Origin of the sequence: Streptomyces tateyamensis (assembly GCF_003205575.1) — a bacterium.
Classification (GTDB): domain Bacteria; phylum Actinomycetota; class Actinomycetes; order Streptomycetales; family Streptomycetaceae; genus Kitasatospora; species Kitasatospora tateyamensis.
In genome coordinates this window covers 1-22,798 of record NZ_PYBW01000128.1, presented here as the reverse complement: position 1 = coordinate 22,798, position 22,798 = coordinate 1, and the positions used below count along the sequence as shown (strand labels likewise).

Genomic DNA, 22,798 nt, shown 5'->3' with positions numbered 1-22,798 from the left:
CGGTGGTGGTCGAGAGCAGCGCGGGCGGGCCGGAGCTCGACGCCTTCGAGCCGACCCACGTGGTGCCGCCGGGCGGGCTGCCCAGCTGGTCCGCCCCCGAGCCGGAGCGGACCGCGCCCCGGCTCGACCCGCTGCTCCCGGTCGCGCTGACCGAACTGCGCGGCGACTGGGCCCGGGTGGTCTGCGCCAACGGCTGGGCCACCTGGGTGGACGGCCGCCTGCTGCTCGGCCTGCCGCACCCGCCCGGCAGCGGCGAACTGCGCCCCGGTGAGGACCCGCGTCCGCTGCTCGCCGAACTCCAGGCGGCGCTGGCCGAGTACCGCGAACTGCTCGACCGGCTCGCCGAAGGCGCCGTCACCGTCGAGGAGTTCGCCCGCCGGGCGGGCGGCCTGCGGATCGGGGCGGTGGTGGACGGCACCGAGGCCTGGCTGTTCCGGCCGGCCCAACGGCGCTGGTACCACTGCGACGGGCGGCGGCTGCGGCCGCACGCCGTGGCAGACGGTGAGTCGTAGTGTCGACCGTCCCCTCGGACCTGGTCGGGCGCCGGATCGCGGGCTACCGACTGGAGCACGAGATCGGCCGCGGCGGCATGGCCCGGGTGTACCGGGCTGCGGACCTGCGGCTCGGCCGGACAGTGGCGGTCAAGATCCTGGCCCCCGAACTGGCCCGCAACGACGTGTTCCGCAAGCGCTTCGAGCACGAGTCACGGATCGCCGCCTCGATCGACCACCCGCACATCGTCCCGGTCTTCGAGGCTGGCGAGGCGGAGGGCGTGCTGTTCATCGCGATGCGGTACGTGGTCGGGTGCGACCTGCGCGCGCTGCTGGACCGCGAGGGCCCGCTCCTGGTTCCGCGGACCGCCCGGATCGCGGCCCAGGTGGCCTCCGCGCTGGACGCCGCGCACGCGCACGACCTGGTACACCGGGACGTCAAGCCCGGCAACATCCTGGTCGCCGAGGGGACCGACAGCGAGCACCCCGAGCACATCTACCTGACCGACTTCGGCCTGACCAAGAAGTCGCTCTCGCTCACCGGCTTCACCACGGTCGGCCAGTTCGTCGGCACCATGGACTACGTGGCGCCCGAGCAGATCGCCGGCCGGCCGGTGGACGGGCGGTGCGACGTCTACGGGTTGGCCTGCGTGGTGCACGAGATGCTCACCGGGCGCCCGCCGTTCGAGCGCGACGACGACATGGCGCTGCTCTGGGCCCACCTGAACGACCCGCCGCAGCCGATGCCGGGCCAGGGGGAGGCGGTGAACGAGGTGCTGGTACGGGCGCTGGCCAAGGACCCGGCGCAGCGGTACCCGAGTTGCACGGCGTTCGTGCAGGCGCTGCGGAGTTCCCCGGCCCAGCTCCCGGCGCACCCGGACCGGGCGGCCGGTACCCCGCCGCTGCCGGGCTGGGCGGCGGCGGTGTACCGGGCCTGACAAGGTGTCAGGAGTCCGAGAGGCTCCCGTACGGCCGGGTGAGCAGCTCCATGCCGTGGCCGACCGGGTCCTGGAAGTAGACCCCGCGCCCGCCGTGGTGGTGGTTGATCTCGCCGGGCTGCCGCATGAACGGATCGGCGTAGTAGGTGAGTCCGGCCTCCTCGATCCGCCGGAAGGCGGCGTCGAACTCCGCGTCCGAGACCAGGAAGGCGTAGTGCTGCGTGGCGATCGGCTGCCCGCCGGGCACGCTGGCGAAGTCCAGGGCGACCCCGTTGGCCGTGGCCACCGGCACGAAGGGCCCCCACTCGGCCCCGGCTTCGAGTCCGAGGATGCCCGCCAGGAACTCGGCGGACTCCCGGTTGTTCCGGGCAAAAACGATGGTGTGGTTCAACTCGACCGACATGTGTGGAATGCCTCCGTCAGGGCAATCTCACGGGCACTTCCATGCCTCACCCCGTCGGTGACCAGCACGCGATGCCGTCCTTCGCATCCTAACCGGGCGCTGGTGGACTTCCGGTGGCGCAACTGTGCCGGTGCTGCGGGGGCGGTCACCCGGCCGGCCGCAAGTCGGCCGCCGGAGCCGTGACCTGAGGAGTCGTCACCCGGCGCAGCAGGGCACCGGTGGGCAGGAGCAGCAGGCCGGCCAGGGCGAGGCCCGCCCGGGGGCCGGTGAGCGTCGCGAGCAGGCCCCAGAGTGCGGTGAGGGCGGCGGTGGTGGCCTTGGTGGTGACCGACCAGGCGGTCAGGGTGCGGGCGATCCGGTCGGTCGGGATCCGGTTCAGCCGGTAGGTGGCGAGCACCGGGTTGAAAGCGCCGATGGCGCAGATCATCGCGAACTGTAGTTCCATCACCAGCAGCTGCCCACTGCGGCCAGGACCGGCGAAGGCCAGCCAGAGCGGAAAGCAGCCGCGGACCATCCCCGTGGTCACCAGCACCCGGCGCTCACCGAACCGGGCCACCAGGCGACGGGAGAGCCGCGAGCCGAGCAGGCCGCCGAGGCAGGGGAGCGCGAGGGTGAGCCCGAACTGCACCGGGCTGAAGTGGAGCCGGCCGACCAGCAGGAGCACCAGCAGCGGCTCGGTGGCCAGCAGCAGGGCGTTGAACAGAACGGTGTTGGCGAACAGCGGGCGCAGTGCCGGATCGGCGAGGATCCAGCGCCAGCCGTCCAGCAGGTCGGCGGCCCGCAGCCGGGGCTCGGCGGGCGGGCTCGGCGACGGTGCCGGCGCCTCCCGCCCGATCGAGCCGAGGCCCAGGGCCGAGAGCAGGTAGCTGACGGCGTCCGCCACCACCGTCACCGCCGGTCCGAACAGCCCGACCGCCGCACCGCCCAGCGGTGGGCCGACCACGATCGCCGTCCAGCTGGTGGCCTCCAGGCGGGCGTTGGCGCAGAGCAGCTCGGCCGGTGGCACCAGCGCCTTCAGGCAGGCCCCGGCGGCTGCCGTGAAGGCGATGTCGGCGGTGGCAACCAGCACGGCCACAACCAGAAGTTGGGCGAAGCCGAGCCTACCGAGCGCGTACGCGGCCGGCACGCTGAGCAGGGCGAGGCAGCGGAACAGGTCCGCCGCGACCATCACCGGCCGTTTGCGGCGGCGCTCCACCCAGGGGCCGAGCGGGACGGCCAGGGCGGCTCCGACCGCCGCTCCGGTGGCGGCCAGCGCGCCTACCGCGGCCGGTCCCGCGTGCAGGACCCGGACCGCGAGCAGCAGGAAGGCGCTCAGGGCCAGCCCGCTGCCAAGGGTGCTGGCGGCGTTGGCTGCCCAGAAGCGGGCGAAGCGGGGATTTCGCAGGGGCACCGGCAGAGGAAACCGCAGGGCGTGGGCAGGGGTCAAACCACGGCGGGTACAACGGTGGGTTGTGTGGTTAGGGTGGGCGGCATGGATCTGGAAGCCGTACGCACCTTCGTGGCCGCCGCCGAGGTGGGCCAGTTCCAGCAGGCGGCGCTCGGGCTCGGGGTGACCCAGCAGGCGGTGTCCAAGCGGGTCGCCGGGCTGGAGCGCGAACTCGGGGTGCGACTGTTCAGCCGCACCCCGCGCGGGGCCGAGCTGACCATCGACGGGCAGGCCTTCCTGCCGCACGCGCGTGAGCTGCTGCGGACGGCCGAGCGCGCGGTGGCCTCGGTGCGGCCGGGCGAGCGGGCGCTGCGGGTGGACGTGCTGGGCCGGCGGCTGGCCCCGGCGGCGCTGCTGCGCGAGTTCCACCGGGCGGTGCCGGAGACGGCGCTGGACGTGGTGACCCTGTTCGACGCCGAGACCGCGATCGCGGCCGTGGCGAGCGGGACGATCGACGCCACCTTCCGCGCGGTGGTGCAGCCCGGGAGGGAGCTGCCGGAGGGGGTGTGCGCGGTCCGGGTGCTCGCGGAGCCGCACGAGCTGCTCACCGGGCGGGGCCATCCCCTGTCCGGTGCACGGGAGGTGACGCCGACTCAGCTGGCCGGGCAGCGGATCTGGATCCCCGGGATCGAGCCGGGGACCGAGTGGGGTGCGTACTACGCCTCGCTGGCGGCGGAGTTCGGGCTGACCATCGAGACCACGGGCCCGAACTTCGGCGTGGAGGCGCTGCTGGACGCGATCGCGGACTCGGCGGAGCTGGTGACGCTGGTGGGCGGGCAGACCAGGTTGGTCTGGCCGACCGGGCACGACCTGCGGCGGATCCCGGTGGTGGACCCGGTGCTGGTGTACCCGCACTGCCTGGTCTGGCACCGCGACAACCCCCACCCGGGCCTGGCCCGCCTCCGTGCCCACCTGGGCGAGGCGGCGCCGGCGGGGTGGGCGCCGGCCTGGGCCCGCTGAGGGGGTGGGCGGGTTCTTTGCGGAGAGGCGGCCCGCCCGGGGTGGGGATGGCGGCTTCCTTTAGTAGACGGGGCCCGCCTCGGGGATCCCTGGGTGCTTGGTCCGCTGCCGGGCGGCCCGCTCCGGCCTCGCTGAATTTCGCTGGCCGCCCACCCCGCCCCCCGTTACCGTGGCGGCGTGATCAAGGATCTGAGGGTCAGTTTCATCGGGGACTCCTTCGTCCAGGGCCTGGGCGACCCCGAGTACCGCGGCTGGGTGGGCCGGGTCCTGCAGCGGCTCTCCCTCGGCGAGGCCGGCGCGTTCAACCTCGGTATCCGCCGCAACTCCTCCCGCGACGTGCTGGCCCGCTGGCGCACCGAGGTCGGCGCGCGGCTGCTCGACGGGGCGGACAACCGGCTGGTGCTCTCCGTCGGCAGCAACGACGCGATGCCCGACGAGAACGGCGCACCCAGAGTCGACCGGGCCGACTTCCTGCGCAACGTCACCGCAGTGCTGACCGGTGCTCAGGAACTCGGCATCCGCGTTCTGGTGGTCGGCCCGCCGCCCGTGATGGTCGGGGGACCGGAGCACCTGGCACGGCTGCTGACGGTGGTTCCGGAGCTGGCGGCACTTTGCGCCGCACACGGGGTGCCGTTCGTCGACGTCACCCGTGCCCTGGTCGAGGACCCGGTCTGGGTGGCCGAAGCCACCGCCGGGGACGGCGCGCACCCGGGCGCCGGCGGCTACGGGCGGCTCGCCGACCTGGTCCTCGCGGGCGGGTTCGGCGCCTGGCTGACCGGGGAGCCGGAGGAGGAGCGCAACGCCGAGGCGGTCCGCCGGTACCTGCGGGTCTTCGAGACCCGCGCGGTGGACGAGTTGGCGGAGCTGGTGGCCGAGGACGTGCTGGTCCACGGCGCCGGGTTCCACGGTCGGGGCCGTCACCTGCCCGAGGGGGCGATCCTCACCCCGGGCCTGTCCAACTGCAGGGTCCAGGTGGACGACCTGGTGGCGGCGGGCGACCGGGTCACCGTCGCCTACACCCAGGACCGATCCGGCCGCGACGCCACCATGACCGGGGTCAAGTCCTACCGCCTGGCGCAGAGCCGGATCGTGGAGTTCTGGGGCGAGACGGACCTGTACGGCCTGCTCCGCCGGCTCGACCTGGCGCCCGCCCAGCTCCCGGAGTTCTGACCGCCCCGAAAAGCAAAGGTCGAGCAATGTTGACGTACACGAATGGCGACCGCTAACGTCCGCGACGTTCAACCAGCTGATTCGGGGGGCCGCTGGCGTCTCCCGGGCATGCCATTTTACGGGGAGCCGTCGGTGCGGGGAATCAAGGGAAACAGAAGACTGGTCTGGCCGCTGGCCGTGTCCGTGGTGGCATCCGTGATAGCGGGCTGGTCGGCCAGCAGCTCGGCGACGGCCGCGGTGCCGACCCTGCCGTCCGCAGTGGAGGACTACAGCTACCCGGGCGCGGCGCAGATCCTCGCCAACCAGAACATCACGCTGAAGTCGGGCGACGGGAACATCGTGCTCGCCGACTGCGCGTCAGGCAGCGGCCTGGTGCAGTTGTACAGCCGCGCCGCGACCCCGAGCGAGGTCTGCTTCAAGATCACGGGGCCGACCGGCTACCTGGCGCTGGAGATCCCGCAGGTCTACAACATCAAGGGCGACGACCACGCGATCAAGGCCACGCTCAGCACCGCGGGCACGGTCAGCAGCGTCGACATCAACAAGAACGCCTGGACCCCCGTCGGTGAGGGCTCCGCCCCCGGTGACGCCACCCTGCTCGAGCTGAACGCCACCGGCGGCACCGCCGCCCCGGCCGGGACCAACCCGACCCCGGCGGTCGGCACCCTCGCGGTCGGCCAGCCCGGCCACCCGGGCTCGCTCGCGTGCACGGCCACCCTGGTCGCCCCGCAGTGGGTGCTCTCGGCGGCCAGCTGCTTCCCGCCGGCCACGGGCCCGCTGGGCACCATGGCCCCGGTGCCGGCCGCGACCACGGCCACCATCGGCAGCCACACCGTTGCCGTCGCCGAGTACGACACCTACGCGTCGGACCGCGACCTGGTGATGGTCCGGCTGGCCCAGCCCGTCACCGATGTGACGCCGATTCCGGTGTCCGGAACCGCGCCCGCCGCCGGGGAGAACCTCCAGGTCGTCGGCTTCGGCCGGACCAAGACCGAGTGGCGGCCGAGCAGCCCGCACAGCGCCACCTTCACCGTCGGCACCGTGAACGCCACCGACCTCGCGGTCACGCCCAGCACGCCCGCGGACGCCGTGCTCTGCCAGGGCGACGCCGGCGCACCCGCGCTGCGCGCCAAGGGCAACGGCTTCGAGATCGTCGCCGTCACCGGCCACTCCGGCCAGAGCGGCTGCCTCGGCGCCACCGACACCGCCACGGGCGCCACCGAGTCCCGGACGGACGACCTCGGGGCCTGGGTCACGTTCCTGCGCACCACCGAGCCGGGCTGGAAGACCCCCGTGCTGGTGAACGGCGACAGCAGCCTCTACCGGTCCGTCCGCTTCGGCGACGGCTCGACCGCGTTCACCAACGTGGAGACCTCGTACGGCAGCATCGGCGGGGTCCGGGCCTTCGCCACCGCCGGCATCAACGGCGACACCCACATCGTGGCTCTCGGCGGCGACGGCCACCTGCACCACGTGTTCGTGCCGCAGCCCACCACCGCCCCGGTGCAGGCGGCCAGCAGGTTCGGCGACGTCAACGACGCCGGCGCGGCCGGCCCGCTGACCAACATCACCCAGGTGGCGACCGTCTCGATCGGTCTGGACCTGCACGTGGTCGCCGTCGCCAACGGCCGGGTCTACCACGCCATCCGGCACGCCGACGGGACCTGGACCAAGTTCGGCGACGTCGAGAGCGGCGGCGGGGCCGGCAACCTGGCGGCCATCACCTCGGTGGCCGTCGCGAGCACCAGCGGCGGGCAGCTCCAGGTCGCGGTCGTGGCGAACGGCAAGGTCTACCACACCATCCGCGCCGCCAGCGGGGTCTGGGGCACCTGGGGCGACGTGGCCCAGGCCGCCGGCGCCACCGGCCCGGTCAACTCGGTCGCGATGGCCGGCTCCGGCGGTGACGCCCAGATGGTGATCATCACCGACAACGGCGCCCACCAGTACCACACCATCCGCTACGCCAGCGGCAGTTGGGCAGCCTTCGGCGACCTGGCCGGCGTCTGGGGCCAGCTGAACGCCAAGTCGGCCGGCGGCACCGTCATCAACGGCGAGCTGCAGCTGTCCGTCGCCACGAGCGACAACCGGGTGCTGAACGTCGTCCGCCATGCCGACAGGACCTGGTCCGCCGCGGCTCCCGTGGACCTGACCGGCATCAGCGGCAGCCACGACAAGGTGGCCGTCACGGCCACCTACAACGGCTGACAGCAGTCTGACCACGAGCGGCCCCCGGCTCCGGCAGGGGGCCGCTCGCGCCTCGCCGCACCAGTGCGGTGACGCGGCGTCGTGCGAACGAGCTTTCACGGCCCTCGGGCACAGGGACCCGGCGGCCGAGCGGCACTTCGGTGCCTCACGCAGAGGGGACTGCGGACTGCGATGAGCAGGTACTTGACATCACGAGCCCGGCGCCGAGTGGCGGCCGGGCTGGTGGCCGGCAGCCTGTTGACCGGGTTGCTGGCGTTCCCGGCGGCGGCCGACACCGTCCCGGCGACCGGGCCGAACGCGGACCGGGTGAAGGTGGTGGCCGCCTGGCAGAGCGGCGGCGCGGCGGTGCGCCAGGCGGCGGCGGCCGCGCTGACGGGCTCCGCCGACGACCTGACCGCGTTCCTGACCTCTGGTCAGGCGACGGCGGCCGACCAGGACCAGCGGGCCAAGATCGAGAAGTTGGTCGCGGTCTCGGGGCCGGGGGTGCGGGCGGCCGGTACGGCGGCCCTGGCCGGCTCCGCTGCCGACCTGCAGAAGTTCCTCACCAAGGACGCGAAGAAGGCGTACGAGGACGACCAGCGGGTGCGGCTGTCGCAGATCATGGCGGCCGGCGGGCCCGGGGTGAAGGCCGCTGCCGCGAAGGCGATGGACGGTTCGCTGGACGACGTGAACCAGTTCCTGGCGGTGGGTCAGTTCAAGGCGCGGGACGATGACGACCGGGTGCACCTGACCCAGTTGATGTCCTCGGGCGGGCCGGAGGTGAAGGCAGCCGCCAACACCGCGCTGAACGGCTCGATGGACGATGTCCAGCAGTTCCTGCAGTTCGGGTACCAGACGGCGGCCGCGCACGACCAGGAGACGATGACGGTCGCCCAGTTGGCCGACCTGACGAAGACCGCCTCCGCCCAGGCCGGCCAGCAGGCCCAGACCGCCAAGGACGCGGCGGGCAAGGCGGTGGACGCCACCAACCTGGCCAAGCAGGCCGCTGCCCGGGCCGCCGCCGAGACGAAGGCGGCCCAGGGTGCGGCCGGTCAGGCGTCCAACGCCGCCGGGCGTGCGGCCGATGCCGCGAGCCGGGCCGCCGACGCCGCCCAGACGGCCTCCAGCGCGGCCGCGGCCGCCAACGAGGCTGCCAGCCAGGCCGCCAGTGCCGCTGCCAGCGCCGCCTCGGCCGCCACGAAGGCCGGCAACGCGGCCACCGCCGCCCTGAGTGCGGCTGCAGCGGCCGGTGGTGACGCGAGCAAGGCGGACGCGGCCAACAAGGCGGCCGCCGCCGCCCGTGACGCGGCGGTCAATGCCCGTACCGCGGCCGAGGCGAGCCAGTTCGCCGGTGTGGCGGCCACCCAGGCGGGTGCCGCGGCTCAGGCCGCCGCCTCTGCTGGTGCCAATGCCGCTGCTGCCGCGCAGGCCGCGGCCGACGCGGCCTCGTACAGCGGTGTCGCCGACGATGCCGCGTACCGGGCCCGCCAGGCGGCCGCGCGCGCCAGGAGCGCCGCGGCCGAGGCCACCCGGGCCGCGAACGCCACCGTCAAGATCGCCAACGACGCCGCCGCCGCGGCGGGTGACGCGCAGCGGGCCGCCAACGACGCGGCCGCGCATGCCGACGCCGCCGCGACGGCAGCCGAGGAGGCTGCCAAGCACGCTGGTGAGGCCGCGAGTTGGGCCAACACCGCGCAGATCGCCGCGACCGCGGCCGGCCAGGACGCCGACTCGGCCGCCGCCTCCGCGACCCAGGCGCACAAGGTCGCCGACATCGCCCGGGCCTCGGACCAGGAGCGGCTGAACGAGCAGCAGGCGATCGAGGTCGCCGCCGCCGACGAGGCCTCCCGCGAGGCTGACCTGAAGGCTCGTACCGCGGCCTGGCAGGCCGGCCAGGCCACCCAGTTCGCCGCCGGCACCGACCAGCTGATCAAGGACGCGACGGCTGCCGGGGTCGACCCCAAGACCGCCGTGCTGAAGGGCCGTCAGGCCGCGCTGCGTCTGCTGGATGCCGGTGGTCCGTGGACCAAGGCCGCCGCGCAGACCGCACTGGAGGGCGACGACAGCGCCGTCCAGTCCTTCCTGGCGACCGGCCTGGCCACCGCCCGGGACCGTGACGACCGCACCAGCGCCATGGCCATCGCGCAGAGCCCCGGCAAGCTGGAGCTGCGACTGGCCGCGGAGACCGCCTCGGTGGGCACCACCGACCAGGTGCACCAGTTCCTGGTGACGGGTGCCTACCCGGGCAAGGACGACGACGACCGGGTCGCGCTCTCGCAGATCATGGCGGCGGGTGGCCCGGGTGTGAAGGCGGCCGCGAACACGGCGCTGAACGGCACCATCGACGACGTGCGGGCGTTCCTGGCGGTGGGTCAGTACAAGGCCCGCACCGACGACGACCGGGTGCTGATCACCCAGGCCATCGCCAACGGCGGCCCCGAGGTCAAGGCGGCCGCCCAGGCCGCGATGTCGGGCCCCGACTCGGGTCTGGAGCCATTCCTGCAGACCGGCCTGCCCAAGGCCCAGCAGCGCGACGCCGTCACCGCCGCCCACGTGGCCACCGTCCAGTCCTACCTGTCCGCCATCGACGGCTCGGTGGCACTGGCCCGCCAGTACGCGGCGCAGGCCTCGCAGTCCTACGCGACCGCGCGCGGCGCGGCCGCCGAGGCGGCCGGCTACGCCCAGCAGGCCAGCGCCTCGGCCACCCAGGCCGCGGACGCGGCGAAGGCGGCGGCGGCTTCGGCCCAGCAGGCGGCGGCCTCCGCGCAGCAGGCGGCCGGCTACGCCAAGCAGGCCCAGGCCGCCGCGGCCTCCGCCAACGACGCCGCCCGCCGGGCCGGCGCCTCGGCGGCCCTGGCCACCAGCTCCGCCGCCCAGGCCCGCCAGTACGCGGACACCGCCAAGGCCGCGGCCGACCAGGCCCAGGCCTCCGCGGCCGCGGCCCAGAAGAGCGCCACCGAGGCGGCCAAGGCCGCCGCCGACGCCCAGGCAGCCGTCTGGCAGAAGCAGCAGGCCGAAGCCGCCGCCGCCCAGACCCCCTCGGGCACCGCCGGCAAGGACGGCTCCGACGGCAGTGCCGGCAGCGGCAGCGACAAGGACGGCCGGGCTTACTACGTCGAGACCGTCCCGCACTCCGACATGACGCCGACCATCGTCGACGACGGCATGGGCAAGTGCATCGAGAAGGACCCGGCCGACGCCGGCATGTGGAGCGCCATCTTCGGCGACAACACCTGGCACAACGTCGACGGGAAGAAGGGCCTGTTCTGCACCATCACGGTGAAGATGAAGATCTCCGGCACCGTCGACTACGTGATGCGCACGTGCCCGGAGCCCGGCCTCAGCGTCGACGCCTGCAAGGGCAAGTACACGACCTGGGACACCGTCGTGCTGAGCACCCAGCACCTGGACGGCGTGCCGTACACCACGACGATGGACCTGCCGTACGAGGACTACAAGACGAAGTACGACCCGAAGGTCGTCGCGGGCAAGTTCCTCTGGGACATCCTGGCCGGCGACTTCGTCAAGTGCTTCAACAACCCCGGCCTGAACTCCTCCTGCGCCTGGGCGGCCGCGACCCTCATCCCCGTCGGCAAGCTGGCGGACGCGGCCAAGGGCATCGTCGCGCTGCGCTTCGCGATGGAGACGGGCGTCGGTCTGGAGGACGCCAAGCTCGCCCTCCAGGCGACGCTCAAGGGCTACACCAGTCCGGTCGTCGACAAGCTCACCGCCGCGGCCGACGCGGTCGCCAAGTTCCGCCTGTCGCTGAAGGACGGCGTCGGCAGCGACGCGGCGCTCGACGCCCTGAGCAAGGACCCGTCCGTCGACCGGGCCCTGGTCGACGAGCTGAAGGCCGAGTCCGACACGGCCAGGGACCTGCGGACCGCCTGCGGACGCAACAGCTTCCCGGCGGGCACGCCGGTGCTGATGGCCGACGGCACCACCCGCCCGATCGAGCAGGTCAAGATCGGCGACCTGGTCAAGGCCACCGACCCGACCACGGGCGTGAGCAGCTCGCAGCTGGTCCAGAACACCATCTACACCCCCGACGACCGTGACTTCACCGAGCTCACGGTCGCCGCGCCGGACGGCACCGGCTCGACCATCACCTCCACCGACCACCACCCGTACTGGTCGCAGAGCGCCCACGCCTGGCGTGACGCGGCGGCCCTGACCACCGGTGACACCCTCCAGACGGCCGACGGCCGCACCGTGCGGATCACCGGTACCCGGCACTGGACCACGCTCCAGGCCGCGTACAACCTCACCGTCAGCAACGTGCACACCTACTACGTGCTCGCCGGTGCGACCCCGGTGCTGGTGCACAACAGCGACACGCCCGAGTGGTGCCCGGCGGTCTTCGCGGACCTGGGCAACGGCTCGTTCATGTCCCCGGGCGGCCTGCTCTACGCTCCGGGCAAGATCGAGCACGTGCTCGCCCACACTGCGGTGAACACCTCGCGGGCCACGCACACCGTGTTCCTGGAGAAGAACCCGATCAAGGTCCTGGACCTGGTGGACGACGCCTGGACCTTCCGGTCCCGGGCCATCCGGGTGCCGGGCGACGACGCCGTCTGGATCGTCCCGATGAACGACGTGATCGGGACGAACGGCGAGAAGTTCATCCGACTGGCGATCAACCCCGGTACCAACCAGATCCTCAGCGCGTACCCCGTCATGGGTCCGTGACGCGGTTCTGAGGTCGCATCACCTTCGCTGCCCTCCTGACACGGGCTCGGCCCGCCCCGTTCCGACGGGGCGGGCCGAGCCCGTTGCCGGGGGCTACCCGACGTTGGGAATAATCACGCCATGAGCAAGGACATCACCAGCGCGGTGGACGCGCTGGGCCAGGCCGAGGGTGCGGAGCTGGACGCCTTCCGCGTGGAGATCGCCGCCCGGCTGGCCGACCGGGAGTTCGACTGGGCCGGCGGCCTCGGCGCGGAGCTGACCGCCCGGATCGCCGGGGGCGAGGACCAGCAGGGACACTGCCGGGAGATGCTGTACCGGGTGCTGCACGGCCTGGCCGCCCGCTCGGAGCCGGCCAGCCTGCGCGCCCTGATGGAGGTGCTCACCTCGCCGTACCAGGACAACCCCAGCCCCGATCAGGGGGTCTCGCCGCGCTCGCTGGCAGCGGCGGTGGCCGGTGCGGGTCGGCGCGTCGAGGACATCGTCCCCCTGGTGTTCGACCCGGCGCCCGCCAACCCGTACGTCCACGAGTTCGCGGCCTGCCTGCTCCAGGAACTGGTGCTCGTCGTGGACGGGGTCGACGGGTACCCGGCGCTGCGCTCCTTCGCGGAGCAGCTGCTGACGGAGGGTCACCCGCTCGCCGTGCTGCCGCTGCGCCTGCTGCCCGAGGAGCAGGGCCTCCCCGAGCGCCCGGCCGAGGCGCCCGCGCTGGAGGTCACCGCCGCCATGCGGCAGCGGGTGCTGGACGTCGACGTTACCGAGACCGGCCTGCCGGCCACCGCCGAGGCGATCGGCGCCGCGGTGGCGCACTGGGTCAGCCAGTCCAACGGCCTGCTCGCCGCACAGGAGTTCTGGCTGGCGGAGCCGGTGGCCGCCGCGGACTTCCCGGCCCTGCTCGGGCTCCTGCCGCTCACCCCCTGGCCGGAGGCGGCCGCGGCGTGGCACCCGGCCACGCCAGTCGAGGTGTTCGAGCTGCTGTTCAACTCCGCGCAGTGGGCACCGGCCTACGGCCGGGGCTGCTTCGGCGCCTACGGCAGGCTCGCCGCCTGGCACTCCCTCGCCGCCCTGACCGGCAGCCCCGCCGACGCCCCGCCGGCTCAGATCGCCGAACTGGTGCGCCGGACCAGCTGGTTGCGCGCCGCCACCACCGCCCCGTGGTTCCACCAGGTGGCCTGGGACCTCGCCGTCGCGGCCCTGCGCCCGGGCGGCCAACAGGTCGCGTTCCTGGCCGCCACGGACACCGACTGACCCGGCAGCGGTTCAGGGCGTGGTGATCCAGGTGCCCTTGGCGGGGTGCCAGTGGATGGTGGCGTGCTGGTAGTTCTGGGCGCGGCCGCCGTCTTCGTCGTATTCGCCGGTGGTGGCGTAGCCCCAGTGGCGTTGGCGTCGGGGGCCCAGAAGGTCCGCAGGATGTCGCCGTAGACGGGGTGGGCCTCGTCCGGGTGCCGGAGGACGATCCCGTCCTGGAACTGCCGTCACCTATGAGGGAAGAGATGACACTGCTGAGGGAAATTCTTAAGTACCTGGCGCTCAACGCCTGTGCCTGGGTGGCAGTGTCATTCACTCACCGCGTGCCGTTCGCCAATTGGGACGGTGTGTCCGATCTGTGGTGGTTGATCGTTGCGCTTTCGATCTTCGCTGGTATGCCTACCATCGCTTGCATTGCCACTGCCAACGCCTTGGCGGCCGAATATTCTGGAGTCAAATTCAAACTGGTTCTGTCGGTTCTCGTTCCGTTGCCTGCCTTGCTGTTCCTGATCGCGATATCACCGATTCCTCTCTGGGTGCAGCTGGCGATCCAGCTCGGCTACCTGCTGATCGCCCGTCCGGGCCGGCCGGGGGGGGCTGGGTGCCCCCGGGACCCGTTCACCGTAGTAGCGGTTGCGGCGGGGTGCGGGGGCGCGCGGAGAATGAGGGGTGAGCTCCGACAAGCCGTCAGATCAGTCCGCCGAGCCCCCTGCGGGGCCGCCGTCTGGGCCGTTGGCTCCTGGGACGGGGTCCGGGGCGCAGGGTGGGCCGCCGTCCGGGCCGACCTCGGAGCCGCCGAGTCACCCGCCAAGTCAGCCGCCGAGCGAGCCGACGCCCAGTCAGCCCACGCCCACGCAGCAGGCGGACACGCCGCCGCCCACCGAGATCGTCGGTGCGCCCCCCTCGCTCCCCGCCTCTGCCACGCCGCCCGGACCTCCCGGGCCCCCCGGGCCGCCGCCGCGGACCGTGGTCGGCGGCGGCCAGCCGTGGTGGCGTCGGCGGCGGGTGCTGGCGCTGGTCGGGGGCGGGCTGGTGCTGGTGGGCGGGTTGACGGTGCTGCTGGTGGCGCGTCAGCCGAACGGGAACCACCCGTCGGTGGCCGTCGCCAGCCCCAGCGGCGCGCCCAGTGTCACGCTGCAGGCCGCCGCCGCGCCCGGGCAGGATCCGTACACGGGGTCGGTGGCGGCGAGCACGCCGACCAGTACAACAGCGACGGCGACGGCGAGCGCGTCGACCCCCGTGAACGGTGGCGGCACGGTGGACGGGGCGGCGGTCGGCCTCTACGGCGGGTCGCTGCACAACACCAGCTGCAACGTCGACCAGCTCAGCAGCTTCCTCACCACGCACGCCGACAAGGGCAAGGCCTGGGCCGGGGTGGAGGGCATCGACCCGGCGACGATCCCGGACTACCTGAAGTCGCTCACCTCGGCCCTGCTGCGAGTCGACACCCGGGTGACCAACCACGGCTTCGCCAACGGGGCGGCCACCAGCTTCCAGTCCGTGCTCCAGGCGGGCAGCGCCGTGCTGGTGGACAGCCACGGGGTGCCCCGGGTGCGGTGCGCGTGCGGCAACCCGCTGACCCCGCCGCTGGCCGACGCCGCCCAGCCCGCCTACGCGGGAGCAGCCTGGCCCGGGTTCCAGCCGCAGAAGGTGGTGACGGTCCGTCCGGCGGACGCACCCACGGCCGAGTTGGTGATGGTGGACCAGGACAGCGGCACGTACTTCACCCGCCCGGTCGGCAGCGGTGGCGGCACGGATCAAGCGACCACGCCTGCCGCGACCGGGAGCGGGGGTTCGCACAGCGCGAGTGCGTCGAGCGGCGCGAGCAGTTCCAGCAGCGCGGGTGGATCGGCTCCGGCGAGTTCGCCGAGCAGTGGGAAGTCACCCAGCGCAGGCGCCTCGAGCGGCGGCGCGAGCAGTGCCAGCCACGCCGCGAGCAGCAGTGCGAGCCACGCCTCGGTGAGCAGCCCGGCCGCACCCCTGTCGCCCTGACCCGGCCGAGGGAAGCGCAAGGCCCTGCCGCCCCCGGACGAGCGGGGCGGCAGGGCCAGGTCGAGCTATGGCGCTGCGTCAGTGGAGCTGGAAGGCGTTCCAGTCCCAGTTGCCGGCGGCGGGGACGGTGTAGCCGGCGCCGGTGATGGTCTGGATCAGGCCGTTGGCGTCGGCGAGGCCGGTGTGCATGGTGATCGAGCCGTCGCCGTGGCGGTACATCATGCCGATGTCGGTGCGGCCGTCGCCGTTGAAGTCGCCGGCGAACAGCTTCATCGAGTTCCAGTCCCAGCTGCCGGCGGGGACGCTGTACCCGCCGGTGAACGGGCCGAAGTTGCCGCCGCCGTCCGTCACCGAGGTGAAGAACCCGATCGAACCGTCCGTGTGCCGGTAGACCATGGCGACGTCGGTGCGCCCGTCGCCGTTGTAGTCGCCGGCGAAGATCTGGAAGGCGTTCCAGTCCCAGTTGCCGCTGGCGGGGACGGTGTAGCCGGCGCCGGTGATGGTCTGGATCAGGCCGTTGGCGTCGGCGAGGCCGGTGTGCATGGTGATCGAGCCGTCGCCGTGGCGGTACATCATGCCGATGTCGGCGCGGCCGTCGCCGTTGAAGTCGCCGGCGAACAGCTTCATCGAGTTCCAGTCCCAGCCGGCGTTCGCCGGGACGAGGTAGCCACCGGCAAACGGGCCGAAGTTGCCGCCGGCGTCCGTCACCGAGGTGTAGAAGCCGATCGAGCCGTCGGTGTGGTGGTACGCCAGCGCGAGGTCGGTGCGGCCGTCGCCGTTGTAGTCGCCGGCGAAGATCTGGAAGGCGTTCCAGTCCCAGTTGCCGCTGGCGGGGACGGTGTAGCCGGCGCCGGTGATGGTCTGGATCAGGCCGTTGGCGTCGGCGAGGCCGGTGTGCATGGTGATCGAGCCGTCGCTGTGGCGGTACATCATGCCGAGGTCGGTGCGGCCGTCGCCGTTGAAGTCGCCGGCGAACAGCTTCATCGAGTTCCAGTCCCAGTTCCCGGCGGGGACGCTGTAACCGCCGATGAACGGGCCGAAGTTGCCGCCGCCGTCCGTCACCGAGGTGAAGAAGCCGATCGAACCGTCGCCGTGGCGGTACGCCATGCCGATGTCGCCGTGGCCGTCACCGTTGTAGTCACTGGAACTCCACTGACCCCGCGGGGTGTTGGCGCTGACCCAGGAGCCCAGGTCGTCGACCCGGGCGTCGGTGACGGTGGTCAGCGTGGACGACTCGCTCAGGCAGCCGGCCTGGCCGGACAGGCTGTGCACGCCGCTCACCGCGATGGCGCCGTTCGAACCGGCGGTGAAGCTGGGGCCGCCGGTGTCGCCCTTGCAGACGGTGCCGGCGGTGGGGGTGAGGGTCAGTGAGGTGGCGGCCACCGCGCCGACGGTGGCGTCGCCGGCGTGGGCGGTGGCGGAAAGCCAGTCGGTCGCGGTGCGGCCGGTGCCGCCCGTCTTGAGCGACTGGCCGGCGGTGGCGGCGGCGCCGATGGTGGCCGGGGTGATGTCCGCGATCGGGGAGGCGAGGCGGGCGAGGACCACGTCGCGGTCGGTACGCGGGACCAGCCCGGTCACCGCCAGCGTGTGGTTGCCGAAGGCGGCCGTGGTCGCGGTGGCGGGCGGACCCGCCGGCACGGTGGTCGGCTGGTTGGGGTCGGCGGCGAAGCAGCTGGCGGCCGTCAGCACCCACTGGGTGGCGACCAGGGTTGCGCTGCAGGCGCGGGAGCCGGGGTGTCCGGGCCGGCCGACAGTGACGGTGCCGATCGCCGGGTACGCGTTGGTCGCGGCCGGGGCGGCGGTGCCGCCGGTGGCGTTGAGTTCGAGGAGGGTGGCGTCGCTGGTCGCGGAGCCTTCGCCGACGGGGGTCCAGGCGTTCTTGTTGATGTCGACGCTGCTGACCGTGCCCGCGGTGTTCAGGGTGGCCTTGATCGCGTGGTCGTCGCCCTTGATGTTGTAGACCTGCGGGATCTCCAGCGCGAGGTAGCCGGTCGGGCCGGTGATCTTGAAGCAGACCTCGCTCGGGTTCGCGGCCCGGCTGTACAACTGCACCAGGCCGCTGCCCGACGCGCAGTCGGCGAGCACGATGTGTCCGTCGCCCGACTTGAGCGTGATGTTCTGGCCGGCCAGGATCTGCGCCGCACCCGGGTAGGAGAAGTCCTCCACCGCCGTGGGCGGCACCGGCTCGGCGGCAGTCGCCGCGGTGGTCAGCCCGGCCAGGGCCGGCAGCACCAGTACTGCTGCCAGTGGCCAGGAAACTCTTCGGTGGATGTGCAAGTCGACTCCCCGTAGGACGAGAGCGCGCCCGGGGAATGCCAACGTCCCCCGAGTCAGCGGTGTGAAGCGAGCGGACGCTAGCGGGCAATGTTCGCGTGCGTCAAATCGGAGTAAAGCATTTCCCGACATACTGGCAACTGGGCGGCTGGTGGCTCGAGTCGGCCTCGATCGCGGTTGGAGTGACCTTGGTCACGGTGGTCCGGCGAGGGGGTCGGGCGCGGTCGGCCCGCCGCGGGGGTTTGGCCGGAATCGGTGGGTTCGTTGACCAACTTCCGGAGGATTGACAAGGGCCTGTCGCTGTGTGGGCTGACCCTTGGTCAGAGACGCCCGGACGGCCCGGCCGGACCCCTGGTTGACGTGGCCGAATCATGACCACTAGCCTCCGCGAAGCTTGAGACCTGCCAGCTCGGGGGCGTGTTGGCGCAGGGGTCCGCGTCTTGATGGTGGCCGAGAACGGGCGATTCCCACCCCCGCCGATCGGCGGGAACACGGCGGGGTCGGGTCGGCCGGTCACGGATGCGGCGACCCGCTGACGGCCCCGCAGCGGGTGCGCTCGGCAGACCGCCGGGGCGACCGCCCGCGGCGTGACGGCACTTCGGGTGCCATACGGGGACGGAGTTCTGAGCTGATGAGGGTAAGACCGACATCGAGGGGCGTACCGACACCGAGGGGCATACCGTTGCGGGCTGCCGCAGTCGGTGCCCTGGCGCTGACCCTGCTCAGCGGACTGGTCACGGTCCCGGCGGCGGCCGACACCGCGCCGCCGGCGGCGAACGGTGACCGGGCAAAGGTGGTCGCGGCGTGGAAGACCGGTGGCACGGCGGTGCGCCGGGCGGCCGAGACCGCGCTGACCGGTTCCGCCGCTGACATCACGGCGTTCCTGGCCACCGGCCAGGCAGCGGCTGCCGAGACCGACCTGCGGGCGGGCCTCGAGCAGGAGTTGGCGATCTCGGGCCCGGGCGTGCGCGCAGCCGGCCAGAAGGCGCTGGCCGGTTCGGCCGCCGACGTGCAGGCCTTCCTCACCACGGGGATGAAGAAGCCGGCCGAGGACGACCAGCGGGTCCGGCTGTCGCAGATCATGGCGACGGGTGGCCCCGGGGTGAAGGCCGCCGCCGCCAAGGCGATGGACGGGTCGCTCGACGACGTGACCCGGTTCCTGAACACCGGCCAGTTCAAGGCCCGGGACGACGACGACCGGGTGCAGTTGACCCAGCTGATGTCGACCGGTGGCCCGGAGGTGAAGAAGGCGGCAGGCGCCGCGCTGGACGGTACCCAGGACGATGTCCGCGCGTTCCTGCGCTCGGGCTGGCAGGTCGCCGCCTCGCGCGACCAGGAGACGCTGACCGTCGCTCAGCTGGCCGGCCTGGCGAACAACGCCTCCAGCCGGGCCGGTGAGCAGGCCGCAGTGGCAAAGGACGCGGCCGCCAAGGCCGTGGACGCGGCCCGCCTGGCCAAGGAGGCCGCCCAGCGGGCGGCCCAGGAGACCCAGGCGGCGCAGGGTTCGGCCTCGAAGGCGGCGAACGCGGCCGGTCGGGCGGCGGACGCCGCCTCCCGTGCGGCCGCCGCCGCCCAGACCGCTTCCTCGGCGGCTTCGGCGGCCAACAACGCGGCGCAGCAAGCGGCTTCGGCGGCCGCTGCGGCGGCGCAGGCCTCCACCATGGCCGGCGACGCCGCGACCCGGGCGCGCGACGCGGCGGCAGCCGCGGCGAGCGACCAGTCGAAGGCGGACGCGGCGAAGCAGGCCGCCGTGCAGGCCCGGCAGGCCGCTGCCGACTCGCGGACCGCTGGTGAGGCTGCCCAGTGGGCCGGCAAGGTCGCCACGGACGCGGGTGCGGCGGCGCAGGCTGCCGCGCAGGCGGGTACGGATGCGGCTGCGGCGGCGCAGGCCGCGGCGGACGCGGCCGGGTACTCGGGTGTCGCGGACGCGCAGGCCCAGGCCGCACGCGACGCGGCGGCGACGGCGAAGGCCGCCGCGATCGAGGCCCAGCGTGCGGCCAACGCCACGGTGAAGATCGCCGGCGAGGCAGCCGCTGCCGCCGCTGAGGCGCAGCGTGATGCCAACGACGCGGCCGGGCACGCCGATGCGGCCGCTGCTGCCGCTGACGACGCGGCGGCGCACGCCGGTCAGGCGGCGACGGCGGCGAACACCGCGCAGGCGGCGGCCACCGAGGCCACCGCCGCTGCGGACACCGCGGCCAACGCGGCCACCCAGGCGCACAAGGTCGCCACCATCTCGGCCGAGGCCGACACCGAGCGTCTTGCCGAGCAGCAGGCGGCGAACATCGCCTCTGCCGACCAGGCGTCTCGTGACGAAGCCACCAAGCAGAAGATCGCCGCCTGGCAGTCGGGTCAGGCCGCCCAGCTGGCTGCCGACACCCAGCAGCTGCTGACGGACGCGACGGCCGCCGGGGTCGACCCGGCTGTCGCCGTGGCGAAGGGCCGTCAGCTGGCGGTGCGTCTGATGACCTCGGGCGGTCCGTGGACCAAGGCGGCGGCCGAGGCCGCGGTCGAGGGCACTGACGCCGATGTCCAGGCGTTCCTGGGCGGCGGGCTCTCGCTGGCGCAGGAGCGGGACGACCGGGTCAGCGCGCAGACCATCGCGAAGCAGTCGACCAACCTGGAGCAGCGCCTGGCCGCCGAGCGGGCGTCGGTGGCTCCGGCTGCCGAGCTGCGCCAGTTCCTGGTGACGGGTCAGTACCCGGGCAAGGACGACGACGACCGGGTCGCGCTGTCGCAGATCATGGCGGCGGGCGGCCCGGGTGTGAAGGCGGCCGCGAACGCGGCGCTGAACGGCACCATCGACGACGTCCGAGCCTTCCTGACCACCGGTCAGTACAAGGCCCGCCAGGACGACGACCGGGTGCTGATCACCCAGGACATCGCCAACGGCGGTCCCGAGGTGAAGGCTGCGGCGCAGGCCGCGATGTCCGGTCCGGCTTCGGGCCTGGAGCCGTTCCTCCAGGTAGGCCTGCCCAAGGCGCAGCAGCGCGACGCCGACACCGCCGCGCACGTCGCCGTGATCAACTCCTACCTCTCGCAGATCGACGGCTCGGTCGCGCTGGCCCGCCAGTACGCGGCGGAGGCGGCCCAGTCGGCGGCGACCGCGCGCGGTGCGGCCAACGACGCGGCGGCTGCGGCCAACCAGGCGCAGCAGTCGGCGCAGCAGGCCTCGGACGCGGCGAAGGCGGCGGCTGCTTCGGCAGCGGCGGCCCAGGCCTCGGCCGCGCAGGCGGCGGCCTACGCCAAGCAGGCCGTGAGCGCGGCAGCCTCCGCCCAGTCGGCCTCGCAGCGGGCGGACGCCTCGGCGATCGCCGCGACGGCTTCGGCCGACCAGGCAAGGCAGTACGCCGCGGACGCCCAGACGGCAGCGGACCAGGCCAAGGCCTCGGCGCTGGCGGCGGGCAAGAGCGCCGCTGACGCCCAGGCCGCTTCGGTGGCCGCTCAGGGCGAGATCTGGAAGCAGCGCCAGGCCTCCAACGTCGACGGCAGCTACCTGCCCGACACGGTGGTGGTCGACGACGACGGCCGGGTCTCGGCGGTGTTCAGCCGCCAGGAGGGCGACGTCTCGCAGGAGGTGGTCAGCGAGGACATGTCCAAGTGCGTCGCCGACGACCCCGGCACGCTGGCCAACTTCCTGTTCAGCGACGCCAAGACCTGGCACAAGAACGCGGCCGGCACGCTGGTCTGCGACGTCCCGGTCAAGGTCCAGCCGCACGGCACCATGGACTACGACCTCAAGACCTGCCCGGTCCCCAACCTCAGCATCGCGGACTGCCAGGGCAAGTACACGTCCGACGACGTGATGCAGCTGACCTCGGAGAAACTCGACAGCATCCAGCCGTACGACACCACCGTCGAGCTGACCTACGACTACTACTCCGCGCACTACAAGGTCTACTGCACCCCCGACGGCGGCTGCTCGACCGGCGACAGCGGCAAGATCCTCTGGCAGATGCTGACCGGGGACATCGTCAAGTGCTGGAACAACCCCGGCATCAACGCCTCCTGCTTCTGGGCGGTGGCGACGGTCGTCCCGGCCGGCACGCTGCTCAAGGGCGCCAAGGCGGTCGTCGCGGTCAAGATCGCGGTGGAGACCGGTGTCGCCATCGACGACGCCATGACCGTGGTGCGGACCACGATCGTCGCCGCGAACACGGTGACGATGGCCAGACTCGAAGCACTGGTCGCCAAGATCCAACCGCTGCTCAAGCTGGCCGCGGACCTGGACGCGGCGGGCACCCTCGGGCCGCTCACCCCACCGGCGGGCGTGGCCGGCCTGGCGGTCGGCTGGCAGCGCTTCGGCACACTCAGCCGGCTCCAGTTCGTCAAGAAGTACTGGAACACGGCGGCCTGGACCGACGCCAACGGCGTGGTCCACGCCGGCTGGAACTACCCGACGCAGTACGCCATCCCCGGCACCCAGGTGATGCTCTCGCCGGGTGACATCAAGGCGGGCCAGGTCTGGGACCGCTTCGGTGACAGCAGCGGCAGGTGGCTCTCCCCGGCTGCGGAGAACGCGCCGTTCGCCGCGCGGGCGCTGCCGCCGGACAGCCTCAGCCTGCCGTACATGCGCTACAAGTGGGCCAAGGACTACGACGCCGCCGCCGGTACGATCGAGGAGAGCAAGGTCGCGCCCTGGTTCGAGCAGCCCGGCGGGGCGACCCAGTTCAAGCTGGAGAAGAGGGTCAGCGAGCTCTGTGCCGCCGGCTACCTGGTCAACGAGGACGGAAGCGCCTGCAAGTGAACAGTCATCAACTCCTCGCTGCCCTGCGCGAGGCAGGCGTACGCGACACCGCCTACGGCATCAGCGTGCAGGGGCTGGTGACCTTCGACCACGTGCTGGAAGCGGCGCCGATCCTGGTGCAGGGCGCCGACGGCCAGTGGACGATCGAGTCCTGGGAGCGTGGCGAGCACCGGGTCGAGGCGCGCTTCGACGCGGAGGGCGAAGCCTGCGCGTACCTGTACGGCATGTTCGTCCGTCCCTGACGGCACCCCGCGGGTGAGGACGCGCCGGTGGCCCGGT

Annotated in this window: 14 protein-coding genes; 10 read left to right on the top strand and 4 right to left on the bottom strand. The window is 73.0% G+C overall.

Annotated elements, in window-relative coordinates:
* Positions 1 to 5: 5 nt before the first annotated feature.
* Complete coding sequence (locus C7C46_RS28050) at positions 6 to 512, top strand: hypothetical protein (protein ID WP_110672733.1); 507 nt, start codon at positions 6 to 8, stop codon at positions 510 to 512.
* Complete coding sequence (locus C7C46_RS28045; protein WP_245985059.1) at positions 512 to 1,429, top strand: serine/threonine-protein kinase; 918 nt, start codon at positions 512 to 514, stop codon at positions 1,427 to 1,429. Before C7C46_RS28050 ends, C7C46_RS28045 begins: the two co-directional genes overlap by 1 nt.
* Before the next feature lie 7 nt (positions 1,430 to 1,436).
* On the opposite strand, the gene C7C46_RS28040 is transcribed toward C7C46_RS28045, so the two are convergent.
* Together C7C46_RS28040 and C7C46_RS28035 are read right to left on the bottom strand one after the other, a co-directional pair.
* Positions 1,437 to 1,832 (bottom strand): VOC family protein, encoded by a 396-nt coding sequence (locus C7C46_RS28040; protein WP_110672724.1) that lies wholly within the window; start codon positions 1,830 to 1,832, stop codon positions 1,437 to 1,439.
* Between the two features lie 145 nt (positions 1,833 to 1,977).
* Complete coding sequence (locus tag C7C46_RS28035) at positions 1,978 to 3,222, bottom strand: MFS transporter (protein ID WP_245985057.1); 1,245 nt, start codon at positions 3,220 to 3,222, stop codon at positions 1,978 to 1,980.
* Positions 3,223 to 3,303: 81 nt separating this feature from the next.
* Between C7C46_RS28035 and C7C46_RS28030 the strand changes: the two genes are divergently transcribed.
* From C7C46_RS28030 to C7C46_RS27985, 5 genes are all read left to right on the top strand, one after another.
* The gene (locus C7C46_RS28030) at positions 3,304 to 4,218 is read left to right on the top strand and encodes a LysR family transcriptional regulator (RefSeq protein ID WP_110672723.1); all 915 of its coding nucleotides are present in this window, start codon (positions 3,304 to 3,306) and stop codon (positions 4,216 to 4,218) included.
* 177 nt (positions 4,219 to 4,395) lie between these two features.
* Positions 4,396 to 5,388, top strand: a complete 993-nt coding sequence (locus C7C46_RS28025) for a GDSL-type esterase/lipase family protein (RefSeq protein ID WP_110672722.1) — start codon at positions 4,396 to 4,398, stop codon at positions 5,386 to 5,388.
* Between the two features lie 186 nt (positions 5,389 to 5,574).
* A complete protein-coding gene (locus C7C46_RS28020; protein WP_181442573.1) occupies positions 5,575 to 7,593 on the top strand; it encodes a trypsin-like serine protease in 2,019 nt (672 codons plus the stop codon).
* Between the two features lie 183 nt (positions 7,594 to 7,776).
* Positions 7,777 to 12,261 (top strand): polymorphic toxin-type HINT domain-containing protein, encoded by a 4,485-nt coding sequence (locus tag C7C46_RS35375; protein WP_181442572.1) that lies wholly within the window; start codon positions 7,777 to 7,779, stop codon positions 12,259 to 12,261.
* Between the two features lie 120 nt (positions 12,262 to 12,381).
* On the top strand, positions 12,382 to 13,506 hold the full coding sequence (locus C7C46_RS27985) for a DUF6183 family protein (protein ID WP_110672720.1): 1,125 nt from the start codon (positions 12,382 to 12,384) through the stop codon (positions 13,504 to 13,506).
* A gap of 12 nt (positions 13,507 to 13,518) precedes the next feature.
* On the opposite strand, the gene C7C46_RS27980 is transcribed toward C7C46_RS27985, so the two are convergent.
* Positions 13,519 to 13,737, bottom strand: a complete 219-nt coding sequence (locus tag C7C46_RS27980) for a hypothetical protein (protein WP_245985055.1) — start codon at positions 13,735 to 13,737, stop codon at positions 13,519 to 13,521.
* 774 nt (positions 13,738 to 14,511) lie between these two features.
* Here C7C46_RS27980 and C7C46_RS27975 point away from each other — a divergent pair.
* Positions 14,512 to 15,498, top strand: a complete 987-nt coding sequence (locus C7C46_RS27975; RefSeq protein WP_146259233.1) for a DUF6777 domain-containing protein — start codon at positions 14,512 to 14,514, stop codon at positions 15,496 to 15,498.
* A gap of 78 nt (positions 15,499 to 15,576) precedes the next feature.
* On the opposite strand, the gene C7C46_RS27970 is transcribed toward C7C46_RS27975, so the two are convergent.
* Positions 15,577 to 17,730 carry an FG-GAP-like repeat-containing protein gene (locus C7C46_RS27970; RefSeq protein WP_181442571.1) on the bottom strand — a complete coding sequence of 718 codons (2,154 nt, stop codon included), beginning with the start codon at positions 17,728 to 17,730 and terminating at the stop codon, positions 15,577 to 15,579.
* A gap of 724 nt (positions 17,731 to 18,454) precedes the next feature.
* Here C7C46_RS27970 and C7C46_RS37450 point away from each other — a divergent pair.
* Together C7C46_RS37450 and C7C46_RS27960 are read left to right on the top strand one after the other, a co-directional pair.
* Positions 18,455 to 22,519 carry a glycohydrolase toxin TNT-related protein gene (locus C7C46_RS37450; protein WP_181442570.1) on the top strand — a complete coding sequence of 1,355 codons (4,065 nt, stop codon included), beginning with the start codon at positions 18,455 to 18,457 and terminating at the stop codon, positions 22,517 to 22,519.
* Complete coding sequence (locus C7C46_RS27960; RefSeq protein ID WP_110672716.1) at positions 22,516 to 22,761, top strand: hypothetical protein; 246 nt, start codon at positions 22,516 to 22,518, stop codon at positions 22,759 to 22,761. The genes C7C46_RS37450 and C7C46_RS27960 overlap by 4 nt, the downstream gene beginning before the upstream one ends.
* Positions 22,762 to 22,798 lie beyond the last annotated feature (37 nt).

What these genes read in the sequence shown, in the direction of transcription:
- C7C46_RS27985 (WP_110672720.1), top strand. Translation starts at nt 12,382, where the DNA reads ATGAGCAAGGACATCACCAGCGCGGTGGACGCGCTGGGCCAGGCCGAG.
- C7C46_RS28040 (WP_110672724.1), bottom strand. Translation starts at nt 1,832, where the DNA reads ATGTCGGTCGAGTTGAACCACACCATCGTTTTTGCCCGGAACAACCGG.
- C7C46_RS28030 (WP_110672723.1), top strand. Translation starts at nt 3,304, where the DNA reads ATGGATCTGGAAGCCGTACGCACCTTCGTGGCCGCCGCCGAGGTGGGC.